General features: G+C 68.2%; 20 protein-coding genes. 11 read left to right on the top strand and 9 right to left on the bottom strand.

The annotated features are described in order from the left end of the window. Positions 1–36: 36 nt before the first annotated feature. From mreD to VSR71_RS19520, 3 genes are all read right to left on the bottom strand, one after another. Positions 37–549, bottom strand: coding sequence for a rod shape-determining protein MreD (gene mreD / locus VSR71_RS19530; RefSeq protein WP_342915498.1), 513 nt, complete (start codon positions 547–549; stop codon positions 37–39). After that, entirely contained in the window at positions 546–1,529 is a 984-nt protein-coding gene (gene mreC, locus VSR71_RS19525) for a rod shape-determining protein MreC (protein WP_342915497.1), read from the bottom strand. Before mreC ends, mreD begins: the two co-directional genes overlap by 4 nt. A 196-nt stretch (positions 1,530–1,725) precedes the next feature. After that, complete coding sequence (locus VSR71_RS19520) at positions 1,726–2,769, bottom strand: rod shape-determining protein (protein WP_008648066.1); 1,044 nt, start codon at positions 2,767–2,769, stop codon at positions 1,726–1,728. Positions 2,770–3,393: 624 nt separating this feature from the next. Here VSR71_RS19520 and gatC point away from each other — a divergent pair. The 5 genes from gatC to gatB all read left to right on the top strand — a co-directional run bounded on the left by gatC (position 3,394) and on the right by gatB (position 8,456). Next, complete coding sequence (gene gatC, locus VSR71_RS19515; RefSeq protein ID WP_029047793.1) at positions 3,394–3,693, top strand: Asp-tRNA(Asn)/Glu-tRNA(Gln) amidotransferase subunit GatC; 300 nt, start codon at positions 3,394–3,396, stop codon at positions 3,691–3,693. A 99-nt stretch (positions 3,694–3,792) separates the two neighbouring features. Further along, complete coding sequence (gene gatA / locus VSR71_RS19510) at positions 3,793–5,298, top strand: Asp-tRNA(Asn)/Glu-tRNA(Gln) amidotransferase subunit GatA (protein WP_342915496.1); 1,506 nt, start codon at positions 3,793–3,795, stop codon at positions 5,296–5,298. 2 nt (positions 5,299–5,300) lie between these two features. Further along, positions 5,301–5,759, top strand: a complete 459-nt coding sequence (locus VSR71_RS19505; protein ID WP_342915495.1) for a hypothetical protein — start codon at positions 5,301–5,303, stop codon at positions 5,757–5,759. A 13-nt stretch (positions 5,760–5,772) separates the two neighbouring features. Continuing rightward, on the top strand, positions 5,773–6,891 hold the full coding sequence (locus VSR71_RS19500; protein WP_342915494.1) for a dienelactone hydrolase family protein: 1,119 nt from the start codon (positions 5,773–5,775) through the stop codon (positions 6,889–6,891). Between the two features lie 107 nt (positions 6,892–6,998). Next, positions 6,999–8,456: an Asp-tRNA(Asn)/Glu-tRNA(Gln) amidotransferase subunit GatB gene (gene gatB, locus VSR71_RS19495; protein WP_342915493.1), complete on the top strand. Its 1,458-nt coding sequence runs from the start codon at positions 6,999–7,001 to the stop codon at positions 8,454–8,456. Between the two features lie 263 nt (positions 8,457–8,719). On the opposite strand, the gene VSR71_RS19490 is transcribed toward gatB, so the two are convergent. Both VSR71_RS19490 and VSR71_RS19485 read right to left on the bottom strand, forming a co-directional pair. After that, entirely contained in the window at positions 8,720–9,421 is a 702-nt protein-coding gene (locus tag VSR71_RS19490) for a tetratricopeptide repeat protein (RefSeq protein WP_342915492.1), read from the bottom strand. Positions 9,422–9,566: 145 nt separating this feature from the next. Then, the gene (locus tag VSR71_RS19485) at positions 9,567–10,538 is read right to left on the bottom strand and encodes a magnesium and cobalt transport protein CorA (RefSeq protein WP_342915491.1); all 972 of its coding nucleotides are present in this window, start codon (positions 10,536–10,538) and stop codon (positions 9,567–9,569) included. A gap of 242 nt (positions 10,539–10,780) precedes the next feature. Here VSR71_RS19485 and minC point away from each other — a divergent pair, with 242 nt between their 5' ends. The 4 genes from minC (at position 10,781) to VSR71_RS19465 (ending at position 14,223) form a co-directional block, all read left to right on the top strand. After that, the gene (minC, locus tag VSR71_RS19480; RefSeq protein WP_342915490.1) at positions 10,781–11,629 is read left to right on the top strand and encodes a septum site-determining protein MinC; all 849 of its coding nucleotides are present in this window, start codon (positions 10,781–10,783) and stop codon (positions 11,627–11,629) included. Between the two features lie 67 nt (positions 11,630–11,696). Further along, a complete protein-coding gene (gene minD / locus VSR71_RS19475) occupies positions 11,697–12,512 on the top strand; it encodes a septum site-determining protein MinD (protein ID WP_342915489.1) in 816 nt (271 codons plus the stop codon). A 21-nt stretch (positions 12,513–12,533) separates the two neighbouring features. Then, entirely contained in the window at positions 12,534–12,788 is a 255-nt protein-coding gene (gene minE, locus VSR71_RS19470) for a cell division topological specificity factor MinE (protein ID WP_006164360.1), read from the top strand. A gap of 355 nt (positions 12,789–13,143) precedes the next feature. Next, positions 13,144–14,223, top strand: a complete 1,080-nt coding sequence (locus VSR71_RS19465) for a porin (protein WP_342915488.1) — start codon at positions 13,144–13,146, stop codon at positions 14,221–14,223. 70 nt (positions 14,224–14,293) lie between these two features. On the opposite strand, the gene VSR71_RS19460 is transcribed toward VSR71_RS19465, so the two are convergent. Further along, complete coding sequence (locus VSR71_RS19460) at positions 14,294–15,001, bottom strand: response regulator transcription factor (protein ID WP_342915487.1); 708 nt, start codon at positions 14,999–15,001, stop codon at positions 14,294–14,296. A 286-nt stretch (positions 15,002–15,287) separates the two neighbouring features. Between VSR71_RS19460 and VSR71_RS19455 the strand changes: the two genes are divergently transcribed. Further along, positions 15,288–15,968, top strand: a complete 681-nt coding sequence (locus VSR71_RS19455; RefSeq protein WP_342915597.1) for a response regulator transcription factor — start codon at positions 15,288–15,290, stop codon at positions 15,966–15,968. 16 nt (positions 15,969–15,984) lie between these two features. Here VSR71_RS19455 and VSR71_RS19450 read toward each other — a convergent pair whose 3' ends face one another. From VSR71_RS19450 to VSR71_RS19440, 3 genes are all read right to left on the bottom strand, one after another. Further along, positions 15,985–16,971, bottom strand: coding sequence for a tripartite tricarboxylate transporter substrate binding protein (locus VSR71_RS19450; protein ID WP_342915486.1), 987 nt, complete (start codon positions 16,969–16,971; stop codon positions 15,985–15,987). 109 nt (positions 16,972–17,080) lie between these two features. After that, complete coding sequence (locus VSR71_RS19445) at positions 17,081–17,404, bottom strand: hypothetical protein (protein WP_342915596.1); 324 nt, start codon at positions 17,402–17,404, stop codon at positions 17,081–17,083. Positions 17,405–17,462: 58 nt separating this feature from the next. Further along, on the bottom strand, positions 17,463–18,404 hold the full coding sequence (locus VSR71_RS19440) for an EamA family transporter (protein WP_342915485.1): 942 nt from the start codon (positions 18,402–18,404) through the stop codon (positions 17,463–17,465). 87 nt (positions 18,405–18,491) lie between these two features. Here VSR71_RS19440 and VSR71_RS19435 point away from each other — a divergent pair, with 87 nt between their 5' ends. Next, entirely contained in the window at positions 18,492–19,052 is a 561-nt protein-coding gene (locus VSR71_RS19435) for a MarR family winged helix-turn-helix transcriptional regulator (RefSeq protein WP_342915484.1), read from the top strand. Positions 19,053–19,078: the final 26 nt, after the last annotated feature.

The following is a 19,078-nucleotide window of genomic DNA, read 5'->3' as shown; positions in this document are numbered from 1 at the left end:
GGGGCCTGTTAGGGATGAGTGGCGTCAGATCGGTCGTCAGATCGGACGCGTCTCGTCGACATCGCTCGAACGGCGCTGCGGCGCCAGCAGCAGGCTGGTCGCCAGCGGCCACAGTAGCGCCTCGATCGCCGGCGCCAGCAGCAGCGGCCAGCCGGGCAGCGGCGCGCCCATCGCCAGGCGGATCAGCACCGGCACCGCGTGCACGATGAACAGCAGCGGCAGCACGTGCAGCGCCTGGGTGTAGACCGTGAACCACAGCACGCGGCGGTGGATGGTGATGGCAAAGTAGGCCAGCAGCGTATAGGCCAGCGCATGCTCGCCCAGCAGGCGCGCGTCATGCACGTCCATCAGCAGGCCGAGCGCAAAAGCCACGCCCATGCCCACCTTGCGCGGCTGGTGGATGTTCCAGAACACCAGCACCAGCGCCACCATGTCGGGGATCCACAGCGTGTCGCCCCACGGCATCAGGTTGAACAGGAACGCCAGCACGAAGCTGAGCGCGATGAACGCGGGATTGACCGGTCGCAGCAGGTATTGGGAGTTGGTCACCGTTGGCCCTCCTTGGCGTCCCTGGCCTCTTTGGCGGAAGGCGCCTTGGCCGCCGCGGCGCTGGCCGCGGCCGCGCGCGCGGCGGCGGACTTGGCGCCCTTGACCGGCGCCTCGGGCTTGGACTCGACGGTCTCGCGCGCCGGGATGGCGGAGTCGTAACGCACCACCAGCAGCTGTCGGTGCGCGCGCACGCCGGCCACCGGCTCACAGTAGATGCGCGAGAAGGCGGTGTCGGCCTTGCGCTCGATATGGACGATCTTCGCCACCGGCAACCCCGGCGGGTAGGTGCCGTCCAGCCCCGACGTCACCAGCAGGTCGCCCTGCTGCAGGTCGGCGGCGGCGGCCATGAAGCGCAGGTCCAGCTGGCCCGCGCGCGCGCCACCGAAGGCCACGCTGCGCAGGCCGTTGCGCACCACCTGCACGGGGATCGCCTGGTCCTTGTCGGTCAGCAGCGTCACCTCGGACTGGAACGGCGACACGCGCGTGACCTGGCCCACCACGCCGCGTTCGTCGATCACCGGGTAGCCGGCGCGCAGGCCTTGCTGGCTGCCCTTGTCGATCACGATGCGCTGGCTGTAGGGGTCGCGCGCGTCATAGAGGATCTCGGCCGCCGTTACCGGCGTGGCCGATTGATGGGCCAGCCCCAGCAGCTTGCGCAACTGGTTGTTCTCGGCCTCGAGCTGCGCCTGCCGCACCGAGGCCTCGGCCTGCTGCACGGCGTTCTGGCGCAGCTCGCGGTTCTCGGAGGCGAGGATGGCCGAAGACTGCGCGTAGTCGAACACGGTGCGCAGCGCGTCGCGCGGCACCAGCACCAGGCGCTCGACCGGCATCAGCACGGTGGCGGCCACCTGCCGGCCCACGCTGAGCGCGTTGAAACGGGCGTCGACCACCAGCAGCGCCAGCGCGATGCCCACGTAGAGCACCAGCCTGGCGACAGCCGAGGAACCTTGCTTGAAGAGCGGCGGAGGAGAGTAATCCATTTACCCGAACGCAGGCCGGTGCACGCATGCGAATGCCGCAAACACCGCGCCGCCCGCGGTGCCGCGCCCGGCGGGGGCACGGCGCCGCAGGGCGGCGGGCGTTGCCGGGGCAATCCCCCGGCCGATGCGGCGCCGCGACACCGCCCTGATCCAACGATCCGGCAGGCCACGCATCGCCACGTGCAGTTCCTGGTGCTTACTCGTAGGAGAAGATGCTGCCCAGCTTGTCCATGCGTTCCAGCGCCATGCCGGAGCCGCGCACCACGCAGGTCAGCGGGTCTTCGGCGACCAGCACCGGCAGGCCGGTTTCCTCGGCCAGCAGGCGGTCCAGGTCGCGCAGCAGCGCGCCGCCGCCGGTCAGCATCATGCCGCGCTCGGCGATGTCGGCGCCCAGTTCCGGCGGGGTCTGTTCCAGCGCGATCTTCACCGCCGACACGATCTGGTTCAGCGGATCGGTCAGGGCTTCCAGGATTTCGTTGGACGAAACGGTAAAGGCGCGCGGGATGCCCTCGGACAGGTTGCGGCCCTTGACTTCCATCTCGCGGACTTCGGAGCCCGGGAAGGCCGAGCCGATTTCCTTCTTGATCGCTTCGGCGGTCTGCTCGCCGATCAGCATGCCGTAGTTGCGGCGGATGTAGTTGACGATGGCCTCGTCGAACTTGTCGCCGCCGACGCGCACCGAACCCTTGTAGACCATGCCGCCCAGCGAGATGATGCCCACCTCGGTGGTGCCGCCGCCGATGTCCACCACCATCGAGCCCGACGGCTCCGACACCGGCAGGCCGGCGCCGATCGCGGCCGACATCGGCTCCTCGATCAGGTACACCTGGCTGGCGCCGGCGCCCAGGGCGGATTCACGGATGGCGCGGCGCTCGACCTGGGTCGAGCCGCACGGCACGCAGATGATGATGCGCGGGCTCGGACGCAGCAGCTTGCTGTCGTGCACCATTTTGATGAACTGCTTGAGCATCTGCTCGGTGACGGTGAAGTCGGCGATCACGCCGTCCTTCATCGGGCGGATCGCTTCGATGTTGCCCGGCACCTTGCCCAGCATCTGCTTGGCTTCCTTGCCCACCGCCGTGATCGTCTTCTTGGCGTTGGGACCGCCTTCCTGGCGGATCGCGACGACCGAGGGCTCGTCCAGCACGATGCCCTTGTCGCGCATGTAGATCAGCGTGTTGGCGGTGCCGAGGTCGATCGCCAGGTCGTTGGAGAAGTAGCTGCGGAGAAATCCGAACATCAGGAATCCTGTCTGTGATGGTGTTCGCGGGTAGGCGAAGCGGCCGGCGCCGCGGGGGCCCGGCCACGAAGTACTTGGGTGTTGAATACGGAACGGTTCTCGGCTTCCCGGCCCGCCCACGCTCCGGCGCGGGGTGCCCGGCCGGGGTGCTGGATTGGAGTCGGGGTCGGCACCGCCGCCGGCATGCCGCGCGGGCCAGCCCTACGGGAACCTTTGATTAGGCCTCGCAAAAAAGTTCGCGAGAATGCGCACGAAAAGTGCAGGCACCGGCGCGTCAGAACCCGTGGAATTCGGGCATGTCGTGGCCGGCGGCAAAGGCCTAATCAGAGGACCCAGGTTTGCCCTTCGGGCACCTTCGGCCGCCAGGCACGGCGGGCCAGCCGGGGACCGGCTTGCGGCAAAGTGACGAAGGCGTTGCCAAAGGTCGGGAGCACGCAATGATACCTTATAATTCCTGCTGCTTCGGGCGTTTACGGCCTGAAAAACCCTGTAATTCCGACGACTCCGTTGCGCCGTTGCAGCGCTCCGGAGACGCCCTGTCCGACCGCGCGACGTCACCGCCGCACGGCCGGCCGCCGGCCGCTGCCGGCACCTTCCGCATCCGAGCATCCGAACCACCACGCCATGGCCCTCGACCTATCCGACGTCAAGCGCATCGCCCACCTGGCCCGCATCGAAACCAGCGATGCCGAGGCCGAACAGACGCTTGCGCAGCTGAACAACTTTTTCTCGCTGGTCGAGCAGATGCAGGCGGTCGACACCACCGGCATCGAACCGCTGGCGCACCCGCTGTCGGCCGTACGCGACATGGTGCAGCGCCTGCGCGACGACGCGGTCACCGAGAACGACCGCCGCGACGATTACCAGCGTCCCGCCCCGGCCACCGAGAACGGGCTGTACCTGGTGCCCAAGGTCATCGAGTGACCTGCGCCGGCCGCGTGCGATGCCATAGCGAATCTTGCAGGACCTCGCCGCGCCGGCCGCCCCAGCCAGTACGCCACCCCGAATGCCAACCCGACTGTCATGCCCTTTTCCGCTGATTCCGTGACCTCCCTGCGCCAGCTCGCCGACGCCCTGGCCGCGCGCACCGTCTCTGCCGAGGAACTCGCGCGCGAGTACCTGTCCCGCATCGAGCAGGCCGCCGCGCTCAACGCCTTTATCCACGTCGACCCCGAGCGCACCCTGGCGCAGGCGCGCGCCGCCGACGAGCGCCGCGCGCGCGGCGAGGCCGCGCCGCTGACCGGCGTACCGGTCGCGCACAAGGACGTGTTCGTCACCCGCGGCTGGCGCGCCACCGCCGGCTCGAAGATGCTGGGCAACTATGAAAGCCCGTTCGACGCCACCGTGGTCGAGCGCATGGCCGCCGCCGGCATGGTCACGCTGGGCAAGACCAACATGGACGAATTCGCGATGGGCTCGTCCAACGAGAACTCGCATTTCGGCCCGGTGCAGAACCCGTGGGACACCAGCCGCGTGCCCGGCGGCTCGTCGGGCGGCTCGGCCGCTGCCGTCGCCGCCGGCCTGGCGCCCGCCGCCACCGGCACCGACACCGGCGGCTCGATCCGCCAGCCGGCGTCGTTCTCCGGCATCACCGGCATCAAGCCGACCTACGGCCGCGTGTCGCGCTACGGCATGATCGCGTTCGCCTCGTCGCTGGACCAGGGCGGCCCGATGGCGCACTCGGCCGAGGACTGCGCGCTGCTGCTCAACGCCATGGCCGGCTTCGACCCGAAGGACTCGACCAGCATCCCGCCGGAGCAAGGCGGCGTGGACGAGGACTACACCCGCCTGCTGGGCCAGCCGCGCGCCGGCGCCAGTGCCGAGCGCCCGCTGGCGGGCCTGCGCATCGGCCTGCCGAAGGAGTACTTCGGCAAGGGCCTGTCGGCCGACGTCGAGCAGGCCGTGCGCGCCGCGCTCGCCGAATATGAAAAGCTGGGCGCCACGCTGGTCGAGGTGACGCTGCCCAAGACCGAGCTGTCGATCCCGGTGTACTACGTGATCGCGCCGGCCGAGGCTTCGTCGAACCTGTCGCGCTTCGACGGCGTGCGCTACGGCCACCGCGCCGCCGAGTACCGCGACCTGCTCGACATGTACAAGAAGTCCCGCGCCGAAGGCTTCGGCGCCGAGGTCAAGCGCCGCATCATGGTCGGCACCTACGTGCTGTCGCATGGCTACTACGACGCCTACTACCTGCAAGCGCAGAAGATCCGCCGCATCATCGCCGACGACTTCCAGCGCGCCTTCGCCCAGTGCGACGTGATCATGGGCCCGGTGGCGCCGACGGTGGCCTGGAAGCTGGGCGAGAAGACCTCGGACCCGGTACAGATGTACCTGGCCGATATCTTCACGCTGTCGACCAGCCTGGCCGGCCTGCCCGGCATGAGCGTGCCGTGCGGCTTCGGCGATGGCAATATGCCGGTAGGCCTGCAGCTGATCGGCAACTACTTCGACGAAGCGCGCCTGCTGCAGGCCGCGCACGCGTTCCAGCAGGCGACCGACTGGCACCTGCGCCGCCCCGCCAAGGCCTGACCATGAACCCGACCTTCCTCCGGCTGCTTGCCGCACTGGTATTCGCCACGCTGGTGGCGGGCTGTATCCAGCTGCCGATCATCGGCAAGCCCACGCCTATCGCCAGCCGCGACATCGACCTGGCCGGCGACTGCCGCCGCACCGAGGAAGACGGGTTCCGCGAGGATGCCCAGCTGCGCGTCTCCGACAACACCGTGCAGCAGCTGTCGTGGAAGCTGTGGGTAGGCCGGCGCGGCTCGTGCACCTTCAACCTGGCCGACTTCCGCCAGGTCCAGAAGAAACCGCATATCGAACTGCGCGCCAACGACGGCAGCGGCTGCAAGCTGATGGTCTGGCAGGACCCGCGCCGCGTCACGCTGGCGCATGCCAACTGCCAGCAGCGCTGCACGGCCGGCATCTATGAACAGGCCTGGCCCGTGATGTTCGAGCCCGGCAGCGGCGGCTGCGCCGCCACGCGCTGATACCGCGACCGCCATGCCGCGCACGCCCGCCTTCCGGCCTCAACCCCATAGCACCGACAGCGCCATCCGCGCCGCGCGCCGCGCTGCGGCAGCGGTGCTGGCGTTCGGCCTGGTTGCATGGTCGGGCGGCGCCGCGGCGCATACACCCGAGCTGCCGGCGCCGGCGCTGGTGCAGCCGCCGCTGCTGTCGCCGGCCGGCGCGCTCGCACCCGGCACGGTGACGCGCCAGGGAGCCGCGCCGGCAACGGCAGCCCCCAGTTCGGCTCCGATGCCCGCGCAGCGCGTGCTGCTGCGCGGCGACGCCGCCACGCCGGCGCTGACCGCCTACTGGTTCGTGCCGCGCGAAGGCGCCACGCCGCGCGCGCTGCCGGTGGTGGTGGCGCTGCATGGCTGCGGCGGCCTGCTGTCCCCGCACGACCCCATGGCCACCGGGGCCGCGGATTACGGCGTCGACGCCTCGGCGCTGCTGCAGCAGCGCTACCGCGAATACGCCCAGTGGCTGACCGCGCGCGGCTACGCGGTGCTGATGCCGGACAGCTTCAGCGCTCGCGGCAAGCCGCATGGCATCTGCACCGAGCCGATCGACAACCGCGGCATCGACGACCGCACGCGCCGCGCCGATGCGCTGGCCGCCTTGCGCTGGCTCGGCAGCCAGCCGGGCGTCGACCCCGCCCGCATCGTGCTGCTGGGCTGGTCCAACGGCGCGCAGGCGGTGCTGGCCACCGTCGACGCCAGCCGCCCGTGGCCGGCCGGCACGCCGCAGGTGGAGCGCGCCGTTGCGTTCTATCCCGGCTGCAAGCGCGCGGTGCGCCAGCACGATTACCGGCTGCGCACGCCCATGCTGCTGATGATCGGCGGCGCCGACGACTGGACGCCCGCGACGCGCTGCGCCATGCTGCAGTCCGCCGTGCTGGCGCGCCAGCCCAACGCGCGCTTCCGGCTCGAGATCTACCCCGGCGCCCATCACGGCTTTGACGGCACCAGCGAGCTGCACGTCCGCCACGACGTGCCCGCTGCCGGCAGCGGCGGCGGCGTGCGCAAGGCACGCGCGGTCACCGTCGGCGGCGACGCGGTGGCGCGCGCCGCGGCGCTCGCGCAACTCGATTCCTGGCTTGCCAGCCCCGACCCTTGAAACCGCACTGAGGCGCACCGGGGCCCGCAGCCAGACAGACCGAACCCGGGGCGGCCCGCCGCCCCGCCGCAACAGACAGAACGAAAGAACCGAACAGGAATACCGCCATGCAATGGGAAGTGGTGATCGGCCTCGAAACGCACGCGCAGCTTTCGACGGCCTCCAAGATTTTTTCCGGCACCTCGACCGCCTTCGGGGCCGAGGCCAACACGCAGGCCTCGCCTGTGGACCTGGCGCTGCCCGGCGTGCTGCCGGTGCTCAACAAGGGCGCGGTCGAGCGCGCCATCCAGTTCGGCCTGGCGATCGGCGCCACCATTGCGCCGCGCAGCATCTTCGCGCGCAAGAACTACTTCTACCCCGACCTGCCCAAGGGCTACCAGATCAGCCAGTATGAGATCCCGGTGGTCCAGGGCGGCACCATCACCATCCAGGTCGAAGGCAAGAAGGGCGAGGTCTACGAGAAGACCGTCAACCTGACGCGCGCGCACCTGGAAGAAGACGCGGGCAAGTCGCTGCACGAGGACTTTGCCGGCATGACCGGCATCGACCTGAATCGCGCCGGCACGCCGCTGCTCGAGATCGTCACCGAGCCCGATATGCGCAGCGCCGCCGAAGCGGTGGCCTACGCCAAGGCGCTGCATTCACTGGTGGTGTGGCTGGGCATCTGCGACGGCAACATGCAGGAAGGCAGCTTCCGCTGCGACGCCAACGTGTCGGTGCGCCCGGTCGGACAGAAGGAATTCGGCACGCGCCGCGAGATCAAGAACCTGAACTCGTTCCGCTTCCTGCAGCAGGCCATCGAATACGAAGTGCAGTGGCAGATCGCCGAGATCGAGGACGGCCGCAAGATCCAGCAGGCCACCGTGCTGTTCGATCCGGACACCGGCGAAACCCGCGCGATGCGCACCAAGGAAGACGCACACGACTACCGCTACTTCCCCGATCCGGACCTGATGCCGCTGGAGATCGAGCCGGCCTGGATCGAGCGCGTGCGCAATGGCCTGCCCGAGCTGCCGGCCGCGATGCAGGCGCGCTTCGTGTCGCAATACGGCCTGTCCGCGTACGACGCGACCACGCTGACCGCGACCAAGGCATTTGCCGCCTACTACGAGGCCGTGGTCACCGATGCCGGCGCCGCCAACGCCAAGCCCGCCGCCAACTGGCTGATGGGCGACGTGTCGTCGCAGCTGAACCGCGAAGGCATCGCCATCGACGACGCACCGGTCAAGCCGGCGCAGCTGGCCAGGCTGCTGGCGCGCATCGCCGACGGCACGGTATCGAACAACACTGCCAAGAAGGACGTGTTCCCGGCCATGTGGGCGGGCGAGCACGACGGCGATGCCGACGCCATCATCGCCGCCAAGGGCCTGAAGCAGATGTCGGACAGCGGCGAACTGGAAAAGATCATCGACGACGTGCTGGCGGCCAATGCCAAGTCGGTGGAGGAATTCCGCTCGGGCAAGGAAAAGGCGTTCAACGCGCTGGTCGGCCAGGCGATGAAGGCGACCAAGGGCAAGGCCAATCCGGCACAGGTCAACGAGCTGCTGAGGAAGAAGCTGGGCTGAGGCCAGACGCTTGCAAGCGCTCCCGGTTTGCTCCCCTCTCCCGCTTGCGGGAGAGGGGCCGGGGGTGAGGGCCGGCGTGTCAAAGGCTGATGCCCGCGGGTTAAAACCGTAGGCCCCGCTTGTTGTGGTACCTAGCTGGCCCACCCCTCACCCCAACCCTCTCCCCATGAGGAGAGAGGGAGAACACCTTGCTTAGGCTAGCCCGGGCAACTCCGGAGCACCCAAAACCGCCCTCCTCTTTGTGAGGATTTGGCCGTTTTTGCCTACATCCCCGCCCTTCCCTTCACCGTCTCCTCCAGCAGCGACCTCAGCTTCGCCAGCGCTCCCGGATCTCCGCGTGCCGCCGAGCGCGCGTACCAGATCTTCGCCTGCTCGATATCCCTGTCGACCACGCCCGGCTCGCCGTGCTCATAGAAGCTGCCGACGATGTACTGCGCGCCGCCATCCCCCGCACTCGCCGCACGGCGGTACCACGCGAACGCCTGCGCATAGTCGCGCGGCACGCCACGCCCCGTGAAGTAATTCGTCGCCAGCTCCATCTGCGCCTGCACGTGGCCGCCTTGCGCGGCGCGCTCATACCAGCGGTTCGCCTCTTCCAGCGATTTCGGCACCAGCTGGCCGCGCTCGTAGAGATCGCCCCAGGTGTACTGCGCATGCGTCATGCCGTTGTCGGCCGCCTTGCGCAGCCACACCAGGGCCTCTTGCGGCCGCGCGGCGGTGCCTTCGCCGCGCAGCAGCATCATGGCGTAATTGAATTGCGCGAGGCGGTTGCCCTGGCGCGCGGCGCTGGAGAAACCCTGCAAGGCCTGGTCGAAGCGGCCCGACTCATAGGCGGCAACCGCGTCGCGGGTCTGCGCCTGCGCTGGAGCGGGCGGCTGGGGTGCGGCGGCAGCGGGCGGCAGGCACAGCCATGCGCAGAGGATGCCGGCCAGCACGGCGGCATGCGGGGAACGGGCTTTCGACATGGCGGACTCCGGGCGCGGCGCCTTCTTCGTTCCAGTGTAGGAGTCAGCGAGGGCGCCCGGTAGGCGGCAAATTTATCGGCGCGAATAATCAACAGCAGACAAAATAATTAGCAATCATTCGTCGCATCGATAAATCAACGGAAGGTCATATCCATCCCGCGCGGTGCAGCCGCCGCCATAGCAGTCCGCATGCCACCGCCGTCACGCCGATCACCGCCGGATAGGCATAGTGGAATTTCAGCTCCGGCATGAAATTGAAATTCATCCCGTAGAGGCTGAACACCACCGTCGGGATCGCCAGGATTGCGCCCCACCCGGCAAGCCGCTTGACCACCTCGTTCTGGCCCACCGTCACCAGCGCCAGGTTGACCTGCACCGCAGTGGTCAGCATTTCGCGGACCACGTCGAGCGTGCGCACCAGCCGGCTGGCGTGGTCCTCGATGTCGCGGAAGTAGGCGCGCAGTTCCTTTGGCACCAGTTGCTCGTGCAGCCTGATCAGCTGGCTGCACATGTCCTCCACCGGGCTGACCGCATTGCGCAGGCGCAGCACCTGGCGCTTGACCCGGTACAGGTTCTCGATCGCCCCGCGGTCGAACTCGTCGCGGAAGATGCCCTGCTCCAAATCCTCCAGCGTGTCTTCCAGCCGCGTGACGATCGGCATGTAGTGGTCGACCACGAAGTCCATCAGCGCGTACAGCACGTAGCCGGGTCCGTTGGACAGGCCTTGCGGATCGCTTTCGCAGCGCTCGCGCACCGGGGTGTAGGCGCTGCTCGCGCCGTGGCGCACCGAGACCACGTAGTTGGGACCGACGAACAGGTGCGTCTCTCCGACCACCACTTCGTCTTCGGCCAGCTGCGCCGTGTTGAGCACGACGAAGACGGAATCGCCGTAGGCCTCGAGCTTGGGCCGCTGGTGCGCATCGAGCGCGTCTTCCACCGCAAGGTCGTGCAGGCCGAAGGCCAGTTGCACCTGGCGCAGCAGTGTCAGGTCTGGCTCATGCAGCCCGAGCCAGACAAAGGTGCCGGGTACGCCCAGCACCGAGGGGATCTCTTCCATGCCGACCGTGCCGAGCCGCTTGCCCTGCCGGTAGGCCACGCAATTGACGATGGCGCCCATGGAACCTCCGCTGTCAGATGGCGCAATCGTAACAAGGCTTTGCCAATTGCTACCGCGGCGCGTGCCGGCGCTGCGCGTCGCCCGTCACTCGGCGCCTGCATCGCGAGCCGCGTGATGCACAACGCCGCTGCAGATGGAACGCGCAGGACACCTATTGCGGCTCGATCTCACGGATCGCGCCAATTGTTACAGTTACTGAGTAAGAGAACGTTAGAATGTGGCATTTCCACGGTCACCCGGCTATGTCCCAGAAGAAATCGCCACGCTTCGAGCTGCGCAGTGGCAACGTCGACGCCCTCCTTCTCGCCCTCCAGACCGCCGACATGGCAGCGCTGCGGGATGACCTCCTCACCCGCTTCGAAGCCACTCCCGATTTCTTCTCCAACGACGTGATCGCACTGGACCTGCGCGCGCTCAAGGACGATAGCGAAGTCGCGCTCGGCACGGTGATCGAGACCCTGGCCACGCTCAAGGCACGCGCCATCGGCGTGGTGGCCCGTGCGGGCCAGCGTGATTGGGCCGAGCGCTTCGGCCTGCCGCTGCTCGACAGCCAGAGCCGCCGCGGTAGCGGGGCCGGCAGCGGGGCCGATCGTGCGGCCGAGGCCAGGGCCGCCGCCGAGGCGGAGCAGGCAGCCGCACAAGCCGCGGAACAAGCCGCCGCGCAAGCCGCTGCCGAGCAGGCCGCGCGCGAGGACGCCATCCGCGCCGCCGCGCAGGCCGCCACCGACGCCGCGGTCGCCGCCGCGGTGCGCCAGCACCAGACCCTGCTGATCGACAAGCCGCTGCGCTCGGGCCAGCAGGTCTACGCGCACGGCGACGTGGTGATCCTCGACGTGGTCAGCTATGGCGCCGAGGTCATCGCCGAAGGCAACATCCATATCTATGCCCCGCTGCGCGGCCGCGCGCTGGCGGGCGTCAAGGGCAACACCGGCGCGCGCATCTTCAGCACGTGCATGGAGCCCGAACTCATTTCCATCGCCGGCATCTACCGCACCGCGGAGCAGACGCTCCCGGCCGATGTGCTCGGCAAGACGGCCCAGGTGCGCCTGGCCGAAGAAAAACTGATCCTCGAGGCGCTGCGGCTCAAGTAACCGCACCGGCATCGGGGACCCCAATCAAGCAGCGCAAGCTTCAACCTAATTACTGGACCAAAGAGCCATGGCAAAAATCATCGTTGTGACCTCCGGCAAGGGAGGCGTCGGCAAGACCACCACCAGCGCCAGCTTTGCCACCGGCCTGGCCCTGCGCGGCCACAAGACTGCCGTGATCGACTTCGACGTCGGCCTGCGCAACCTCGACCTGATCATGGGTTGCGAGCGCCGCGTGGTGTACGACCTGATCAACGTGGTGCAGGGCGAAGCCAACCTGCGTCAGGCGCTGATCAAGGACAAGAAGTGCGAGAACCTGTTCATCCTGCCGGCCTCGCAGACGCGCGACAAGGACGCGCTGACCAAGGAAGGCGTGGAGAAGGTCATCAACGGCCTGATCGAGATGGACTTCGAGTACATCGTGTGCGATTCGCCCGCGGGCATCGAGTCGGGTGCGCTGATGGCGATGTACTTTGCCGATGAGGCACTGATCGTCACCAACCCAGAAGTGTCTTCGGTGCGAGATTCGGACCGCATCCTCGGCATCCTCTCGTCCAAGACCAAGCGCGCCAGCGAGGGCGGCGACCCGATCAAGGAACACCTGCTGATCACCCGCTACAACCCCAAGCGCGTGCACGGCGGCGAGATGCTGTCGCTGACCGACATCCAGGAAATCCTGCGCATCAAGCTGATCGGCGTGGTGCCGGAATCGGAAGCCGTGCTGCATGCATCCAACCAGGGCACGCCCGCCATCCATCTGGAAGGCAGCGACGTGGCCGACGCCTATGGCGACGTGGTGGACCGCTTCCTCGGCAAGGACAAGCCGATGCGCTTCACCGACTACCAGAAGCCGGGGCTGCTCTCCCGCATCTTCGGCAACAAATAAACGGTCCGGAGGCACATCCCAATGTCGATCCTTTCCTTCCTGCTGGGGGAGAAGAAAAAGTCCGCGTCGGTCGCCAAGGAGCGGCTGCAGATCATCCTCGCCCACGAGCGCACCGGCCATTCCGCCCCCGCTGACTACCTGCCCGCGCTGCAGCGCGAGCTGGTGGCGGTGATTTCCAAGTACGTCAAGATCAGCGACCAGGACCTGCGCGTCAGTCTCGAGCGCCAGGACAACCTGGAAGTGCTCGAAGTCAAGATCGAGATCCCGCAAGGCTGATCGCGGCCGGCCCGCGACCGGTCGCGCCGGTCGCCATCGCCCGGTCTCCATCCGTCCCGCTACAGGCCAGGGCGCAGTGTCTGCGCCCTGGCCTGTCGTCTTTTTGCGCCCCGCCGAAATGCGCCAGCCCAGAGCCCAAGCCGCGTGGCGCCAATTGCGCATCGCACCAAAACTGGAATTTGTAGCGGCGCGACAACGGATTCGCACCAAAATCCTGCTTGAAAGCCGGGCCTGCCGGACATTTGTGTCCTTACTGCTTACGTTTTGTTAAATTTTCGCCGGCGTTTACACGAAACGTAGACCTCGTCCCTGCTGTGATCCGGCAGAGAACAGTACAAGACAGAAAAGGAGCACCATGAAGAAATCGGCCATCGTCCTCGCAGCCGGCAGCCTGTTGGCAGGTTCGGCATTCGCCCAGTCGTCCGTCACCCTGTACGGTATTGTTGACCAGAGCATTCGCTTCCAGACGAACTCGAGCGCCAACAACGACAACCTGTGGGAACTGACCAACGGCGCAGTGACCAACAGCCGCTGGGGCATCAAGGGCAGCGAAGCCCTGGGCAACAACCTGAAGGCGATCTTCCAGCTGGAAAACGGCTTCGATCCGGACACCGGCCGTGCCAACCAGGGTGGCCGCCTGTTCGGCCGTCAAGCCTATGTGGGCCTGTCGGGCGACTTCGGCACGATCAAGCTGGGCCGCCAGTACACCGAAGGCTTTACTTTCTTCGGCGACTACGATCCGCTGACCATCGGCAACTACACCAACAACGCCTGGCCGTTCTTCCTGACCAACTTCCGTAACGACAACGTCGTCAGCTACGGCGGCAAGTTCGGCGGCCTGGACGTTGGCGCCAGCTACGGCTTCGGCGAGCAGCCGGGCAGCATGAGCCAGAACCAGTACTGGGGCGCGCGCGCTGCTTACACGTACGGTCCGTTCGGCGTCGGCGGCGTGTACCAGGAAGTCCGCAACACCACCGGCCAGAAGCAGCAGATGTGGGGCGCTGCCGGTAAGTACTCGATCGGCCCGGCAAAGATCTTCCTGGGCTACATCGGCGGCCAGGACCGCACCGGTTCGGTCGACGCTTCGCTGAACTTCACCGGCGGCGCGACGCAGAACCCGATCCCGGCTGGCGGCAACTTCGCGGCTAACCCGCGCAAGGACACCATCGGCTACATCGGCATGACCTACCAGGCCACCCCGGCCCTGGCCCTGACCGGCGTGTTCTACGGCGACTACGTCGAGAACGTCAACGGCGTGAACGACAACAACGGCCGCCGCTACACCGGCGTGCTGCTGGCCGAGTACTCGCTGTCCAAGCGCACCCAGGTCTATGGCACCGTGGACTTCAACAAGGTCTCGGGCGGCACCATCACCGAAATGCCGGGCCGCAACAACCAGACCGGCGCTGCCGTCGGTATCCGCCACATCTTCTGATCGTTACCCGATCAGCAGTCCCTGGCGAAAGGCACCTTCGGGTGCCTTTTTTCATGGGCGCGCGCTGCCCTCATGCGGCAGCGCGCTCGATCCGTTCCAGCCGGTAGCCATGCGTGTAGACCGGCGTCAGGCGCAGCGCCTGCGACGCCTGCAGGCCGAGCTTGCTGCGCACGCGCGACACATGGGTATCGATGGTGCGCGATAGCGAAGAGATCTCGCGCCCCCAGACCGCGGCGGTGATATGGTCGCGCGTGACGATGCGGCCCTCGTTGCGGAACAACAGCACGGCGAGGTCGAACTCCTTGGGCGTCAGGCAGACGGGATGCCCGTTGCAGGTGGCCCTGCGCATGGCGCAGTCGAAGGCGTATTCGCCCAGCCGCAGCGGGGCATGCGGCGAATGCACCGGGGGGTAGGCGCGCCGCAGCAGGCATTCCACGCGGGCTGACAGTTCGGCGGGACGCACCGGCTTGACCATGTAGTCGTCGGCGCCGGCGGCGAGCGCGCTGATGATGTCCTGCTCGGCATCGCGCCCGCTGAGAAACATCACCGGCACGCGCCGGTCGAGATGCGTGCGTACCCACGCCAGCACCTCGCGCCCGGACAGGTCCGGCATCGACCAGTCGAGCAGCAGCAGGTCGAAGCACGCGTTGCGCAGCGCCAGCAGCAGCTTGCGGCTTTCGGTGAAGGTCACGCATTCATGCCCGCCGCCGGCGATGATCCGGCGGATCAGTGCCGCATCGGCGGGCGCGTCCTCTAGCGATGCAATCTTCTTTCCCATGTGTGGTCTCCGGCGACGTTGCCGGCCATGCAGCGCACCGTGGCTGCCGGCCGTAGCGGGTCATTTAAGACCGCGCGACCGGCGGGGCGAATAGGAAAGACCTCAATTCAGGCTTTCAACAATCTTTTACTTCTTGCCTCAGCACCGTGCCCATAACATGGCTTCGCCGCGGTGCCGGGCAGCCGGTGCCGTGGGGAACAGCCATGTTCTGCATCAGCGTTTCCGCATTCCCGTTCCCTGCCCGCATTCTTTGCCGGTGGCACCGCCCCGGACAGGAGCCATGACCGTGAAGATTGCCTCGCTGCAGGCCGATCCGACCCTCGCGATCCGCATCGAACAGACGCTGCGCCTGGACGGCCACCAGTGCCGGCGCTACCTCAGCGGCCGCACGCTGCTGGGCGCGCTGCACGCCGAGCCGTTCGACCTGCTGATCCTCGATAGCGAAACGCCCGGGATTCCGGCGCTGGATGTGCTGGCGTGGGTACGGCGTTCGCTGGGCCATGACCTGCCGGTGATGCTGACCGGCGGCTCGAATGACGAGGACTTTGTCGCGGCCTGCTTTGCGCAGGGCGCCGACAGCTACCTGCCGGGGCCGCTGCGGCCGGGCGAGCTGGCTGCGCGCGTGCAGGCGCTGCTGCGGCGCGCGCGGCCGTCCACGCAAGCCTGCGACGTGGCGCATGGCGCGTTCCGCTTCGCCCCGGCCGAGCGGCGTGCCTGGGTGCATGGCAGGCCGGTGCCGCTGGCGCCGAAGGAGTTCGACCTGGCCGTGTTGCTGTTCCGGAATCTCGGCAGCGTGGTGCCGCGCCAGACCATGGTCGACCAGGTGTGGCGCTACCACGTCGAGCCGGCCTCGCGCACGGTGGACAGCCATCTGTCGCGCGTGCGCACCAAGCTGTCGCTGTGGCCGCACAACGGCGTGCGGCTGTCGTCGGTCTATGGGCTGGGGTGCCGGCTCGATACCGCCTGAGCCGGCGGTCGCCGGATCAGTCCGCCTTGATGCCGGCTTCCCTGACGATGCGCGCGTTCTCCGCGTACTCCTCGCGGATCGCCTTGGCGAATTGGGCCGCAGTGCCGCCGGTCGGCACCTCGCCGCCCTTGAGCAGGCGTTCGTGGACTTCCGGTTCGGCCAATGCCTTGTTCAGTTCGGCATTCAGGCGCTCGATGATCGCCGTGGGAGTCTTGCCCGGCGCGAAGACGCCGAAGGTCGAAGTCAGGTTGGCCTTGGGATAGCCAAGCTCCGCCAGCGTCGGCACCTGCGGCAGGCTTTCCAGGCGCCTGGGCGCGCCGACCGCCAGCGCGCGCAGGCGGCCGGCCTGCATATGCTGGGTCAGCGCCGGGCTGGCATTGGTGCTCATCACCTCGAACTGGCCACCGAGCGCATCGTTCATCTGCTGGCCAGCGCCCTTGTACGGGATCAGCGTGATGTCGGCCTTCGACTTCTGCCTGATCTGTTCCAGCACCACATGGCCGACCGTGCCCAGGCCCGAAGTCGCCCAGCGCACCGAACCCGGCCTGGCACGGGCCTGGCCGACCACGTCGGCGAAGCCCTTGCCGCTGAAGCCATTGGTGGCGATCACCAGCACCGGCGAGTACATCACGCTCATCACCGGCGCCACGTCCTTCTGCGGATCGTAGTTGACGTGGCCGACGTGCGGGTTCAGCGTCAGCGGACTGGTTGAGGCGAAGCCGAGCGTATAGCCGTCCGGCGCCGCCTTGGCGACCGCGTCGATGCCGATGCTGCCGCCGGCGCCGGCCTTGTTCTCGACCACCACCGAGGTGCCCATCTGCGCCGACAGGCGCTCGCCGAGCGCGCGCGCCACGGTGTCGCTGATACCGCCGGTGGGATAGGCGACGATCAGCCGGATCGGGCGGCTGGGGTAGTTGTCTGCGGCGGCGGCAGGCAGCGCGGCGGCCAGCAGGCCGGCAGCAACGGTGGCTGCCAGCAGGGTCGGGCGGAACGGGAAGGCCATGGTGTCGGGAATACGGGAGAGAGTCTGGAGCGCGCCTTCGCCGGGCAGATCTGCCAGCCGGCGCGCGACAGCCGCAATCTTAGCCGATCGGTTGCGCGCTCAACAGTGCTCAGCGCACCAGCGGGCGCTCCGGTACCCAGGAGACAAAAAGCTCGTTGGCGCGGTCATAGAGGCGCCAGACCGTGCCGCAGTCGCGGCAGGCAAAGGTCAGCATGCTGAACGGGACGCCCGCGGCGCTCTGGCTGACGAGCGGCGCGGTATTGCGCAGCGCCAGGCAGGCAGGCGGCTCGCGCCGGCGCGGGTCGGCGGCCAGTTCCAGGCAGCGCTCGCAGGCCGGCGCGGCGTTGGACGGCGTCGGGACAGGCTGGGAGGCGACCGGAGTAAGCGGGGGCTGCGGGGGCATCGTGGGCACGGCGGACTTCATGCCCGCCATGATGCCGCAAAACGGCGGCCGGCAGCAGTCCGCCGCGGCCGCGGCGCTGCCCATGCAGTCAGTTTGCGGTGCGCTGCCCCAGCCAGACACTCGCCAGCACCAGCAACGCCCCGACCGCCTGCACCGCGGTCAGCGCCTGCCCCAGCACCAGAAAGCCAAGCACGGTGGCGCTGACCGGGCTCAGCAGGCCCAGCGCCGACACCGCCGACGACGGCATGCGCCCTACCCCGCGGAACCACAGCGCATAGGTCACGCCCGCGCCGACGATGCTCAGCCAGGCGTAGCCCAGCCAGTTGGCCAGCGTGAAATGGCCGGGCAGCGGCTCCAGCGCCAGCGCGATCGGCAGCAGGAACAGGCCGCCCGCGCACAGCTGCCACGCGGTCAGCACCAGCGGCGACACCGGCGGCTGCCAGCGCCGCGTCAGCACCGTGCCCACCGCCATCGATGCCGCGCCTGCGGCCGCCGCGGCCACGCCGATGGCGTCGAGCCGCGCCGCCGGCCCCAGCACCAGCAGCGCCACTCCCAGCAGGCCGCCCACGCCGGCCAGCCAGGCCGCGGTGCGCGGGCGCGCGCCCAGCCAGGCCCACGCCAGCACCACCACGATCAGCGGCTGGATCGCGCCGACCGTGGCGGCCACGCCGCCGGGCAACCGGTACGCGGCGATAAACAGCATCGCCTGGAAGAAGCCGATATTGAGCACGCCCAGCACTGCCGCGCGCCACCACCAACCGCCCTTGGGCAAGGTGCGGCCCCAGGCCAGCATCAGCAGCCCGGCCGGCAGCGCGCGGATCACGCCGGACAGCAACGGCTGGCCCGGAGGCAACCATTGGCTGGTGACGAGGTAAGTGCTGCCCCAGATCGCGGGGGCCAGGCCGGTGAGCAGGATGTCCCGCAGCGGCAGCCGGCGGGGTGGGGAGGACGCCGGAGCCGCAGACGTTACGCGGGCAGCAGCGGGAGCAGATGCGGGAGCAGAAACTGTGGCCGAACTATTCGTCTTCATTTCAAGTTTCTTGATATCAAGATAAATCCACTTTACGAAGCAGATCGTTTGATGTCAAGATACTTCCCTCCCTGCCAGAATGTGCCGATGCCCGCCCGCCGCAAACCCCAGCCCGCCATCCCCGATGACGCCCCAGACCACGTCGACACCATCCTCGCCCAATGGGCGCGCGAACGTCCTGACCTGGATGCCTCGCCGATGGGCCTGATCGGCCGCGTGGCCCGGCTAAACCGGCATACCGGCAAGTCGATCGAGTCCGCGCTGGCGGAAACGGGGCTGCAGCCGTGGGAATTCGATGTCCTGGCGACCCTGCGGCGCTCCGGCCCGCCGTTTGCGCTGTCGCCGGGCGCGCTGATCGGCTCGCTGATGATCACGTCCGGCACCATGACCAACCGGCTCGATCACCTGGAGCGCGCGGGCCTGGTGCGGCGCCGCCCCAACCCGGACGACCGGCGCGGCCTGCTGGTGGAGCTGACCGACGCCGGGCGCGAGCGCATCGACCATGCCGTGGCAGTGCACGTCGACAACGAGCACCGCCTGGTGGAGGCGCTCAGCGCCACGGAGCGGGCCCAGCTGGCCACGCTGCTGCGGCGCTGGCTGCGCCAGTTCGAACCGCCGCCTGGCGACGGCGAGACCAGCGACGCCTGAGGTTTGCCCGCCCCGGCGCCCGGGAA

It is taken from the genome of Cupriavidus oxalaticus, assembly GCF_038900635.1.
In the GTDB taxonomy this organism is placed as follows: Bacteria; Pseudomonadota; Gammaproteobacteria; order Burkholderiales; family Burkholderiaceae; genus Cupriavidus; species Cupriavidus oxalaticus_B.
This window is presented reverse-complemented; position numbering and strand designations above follow the sequence as displayed.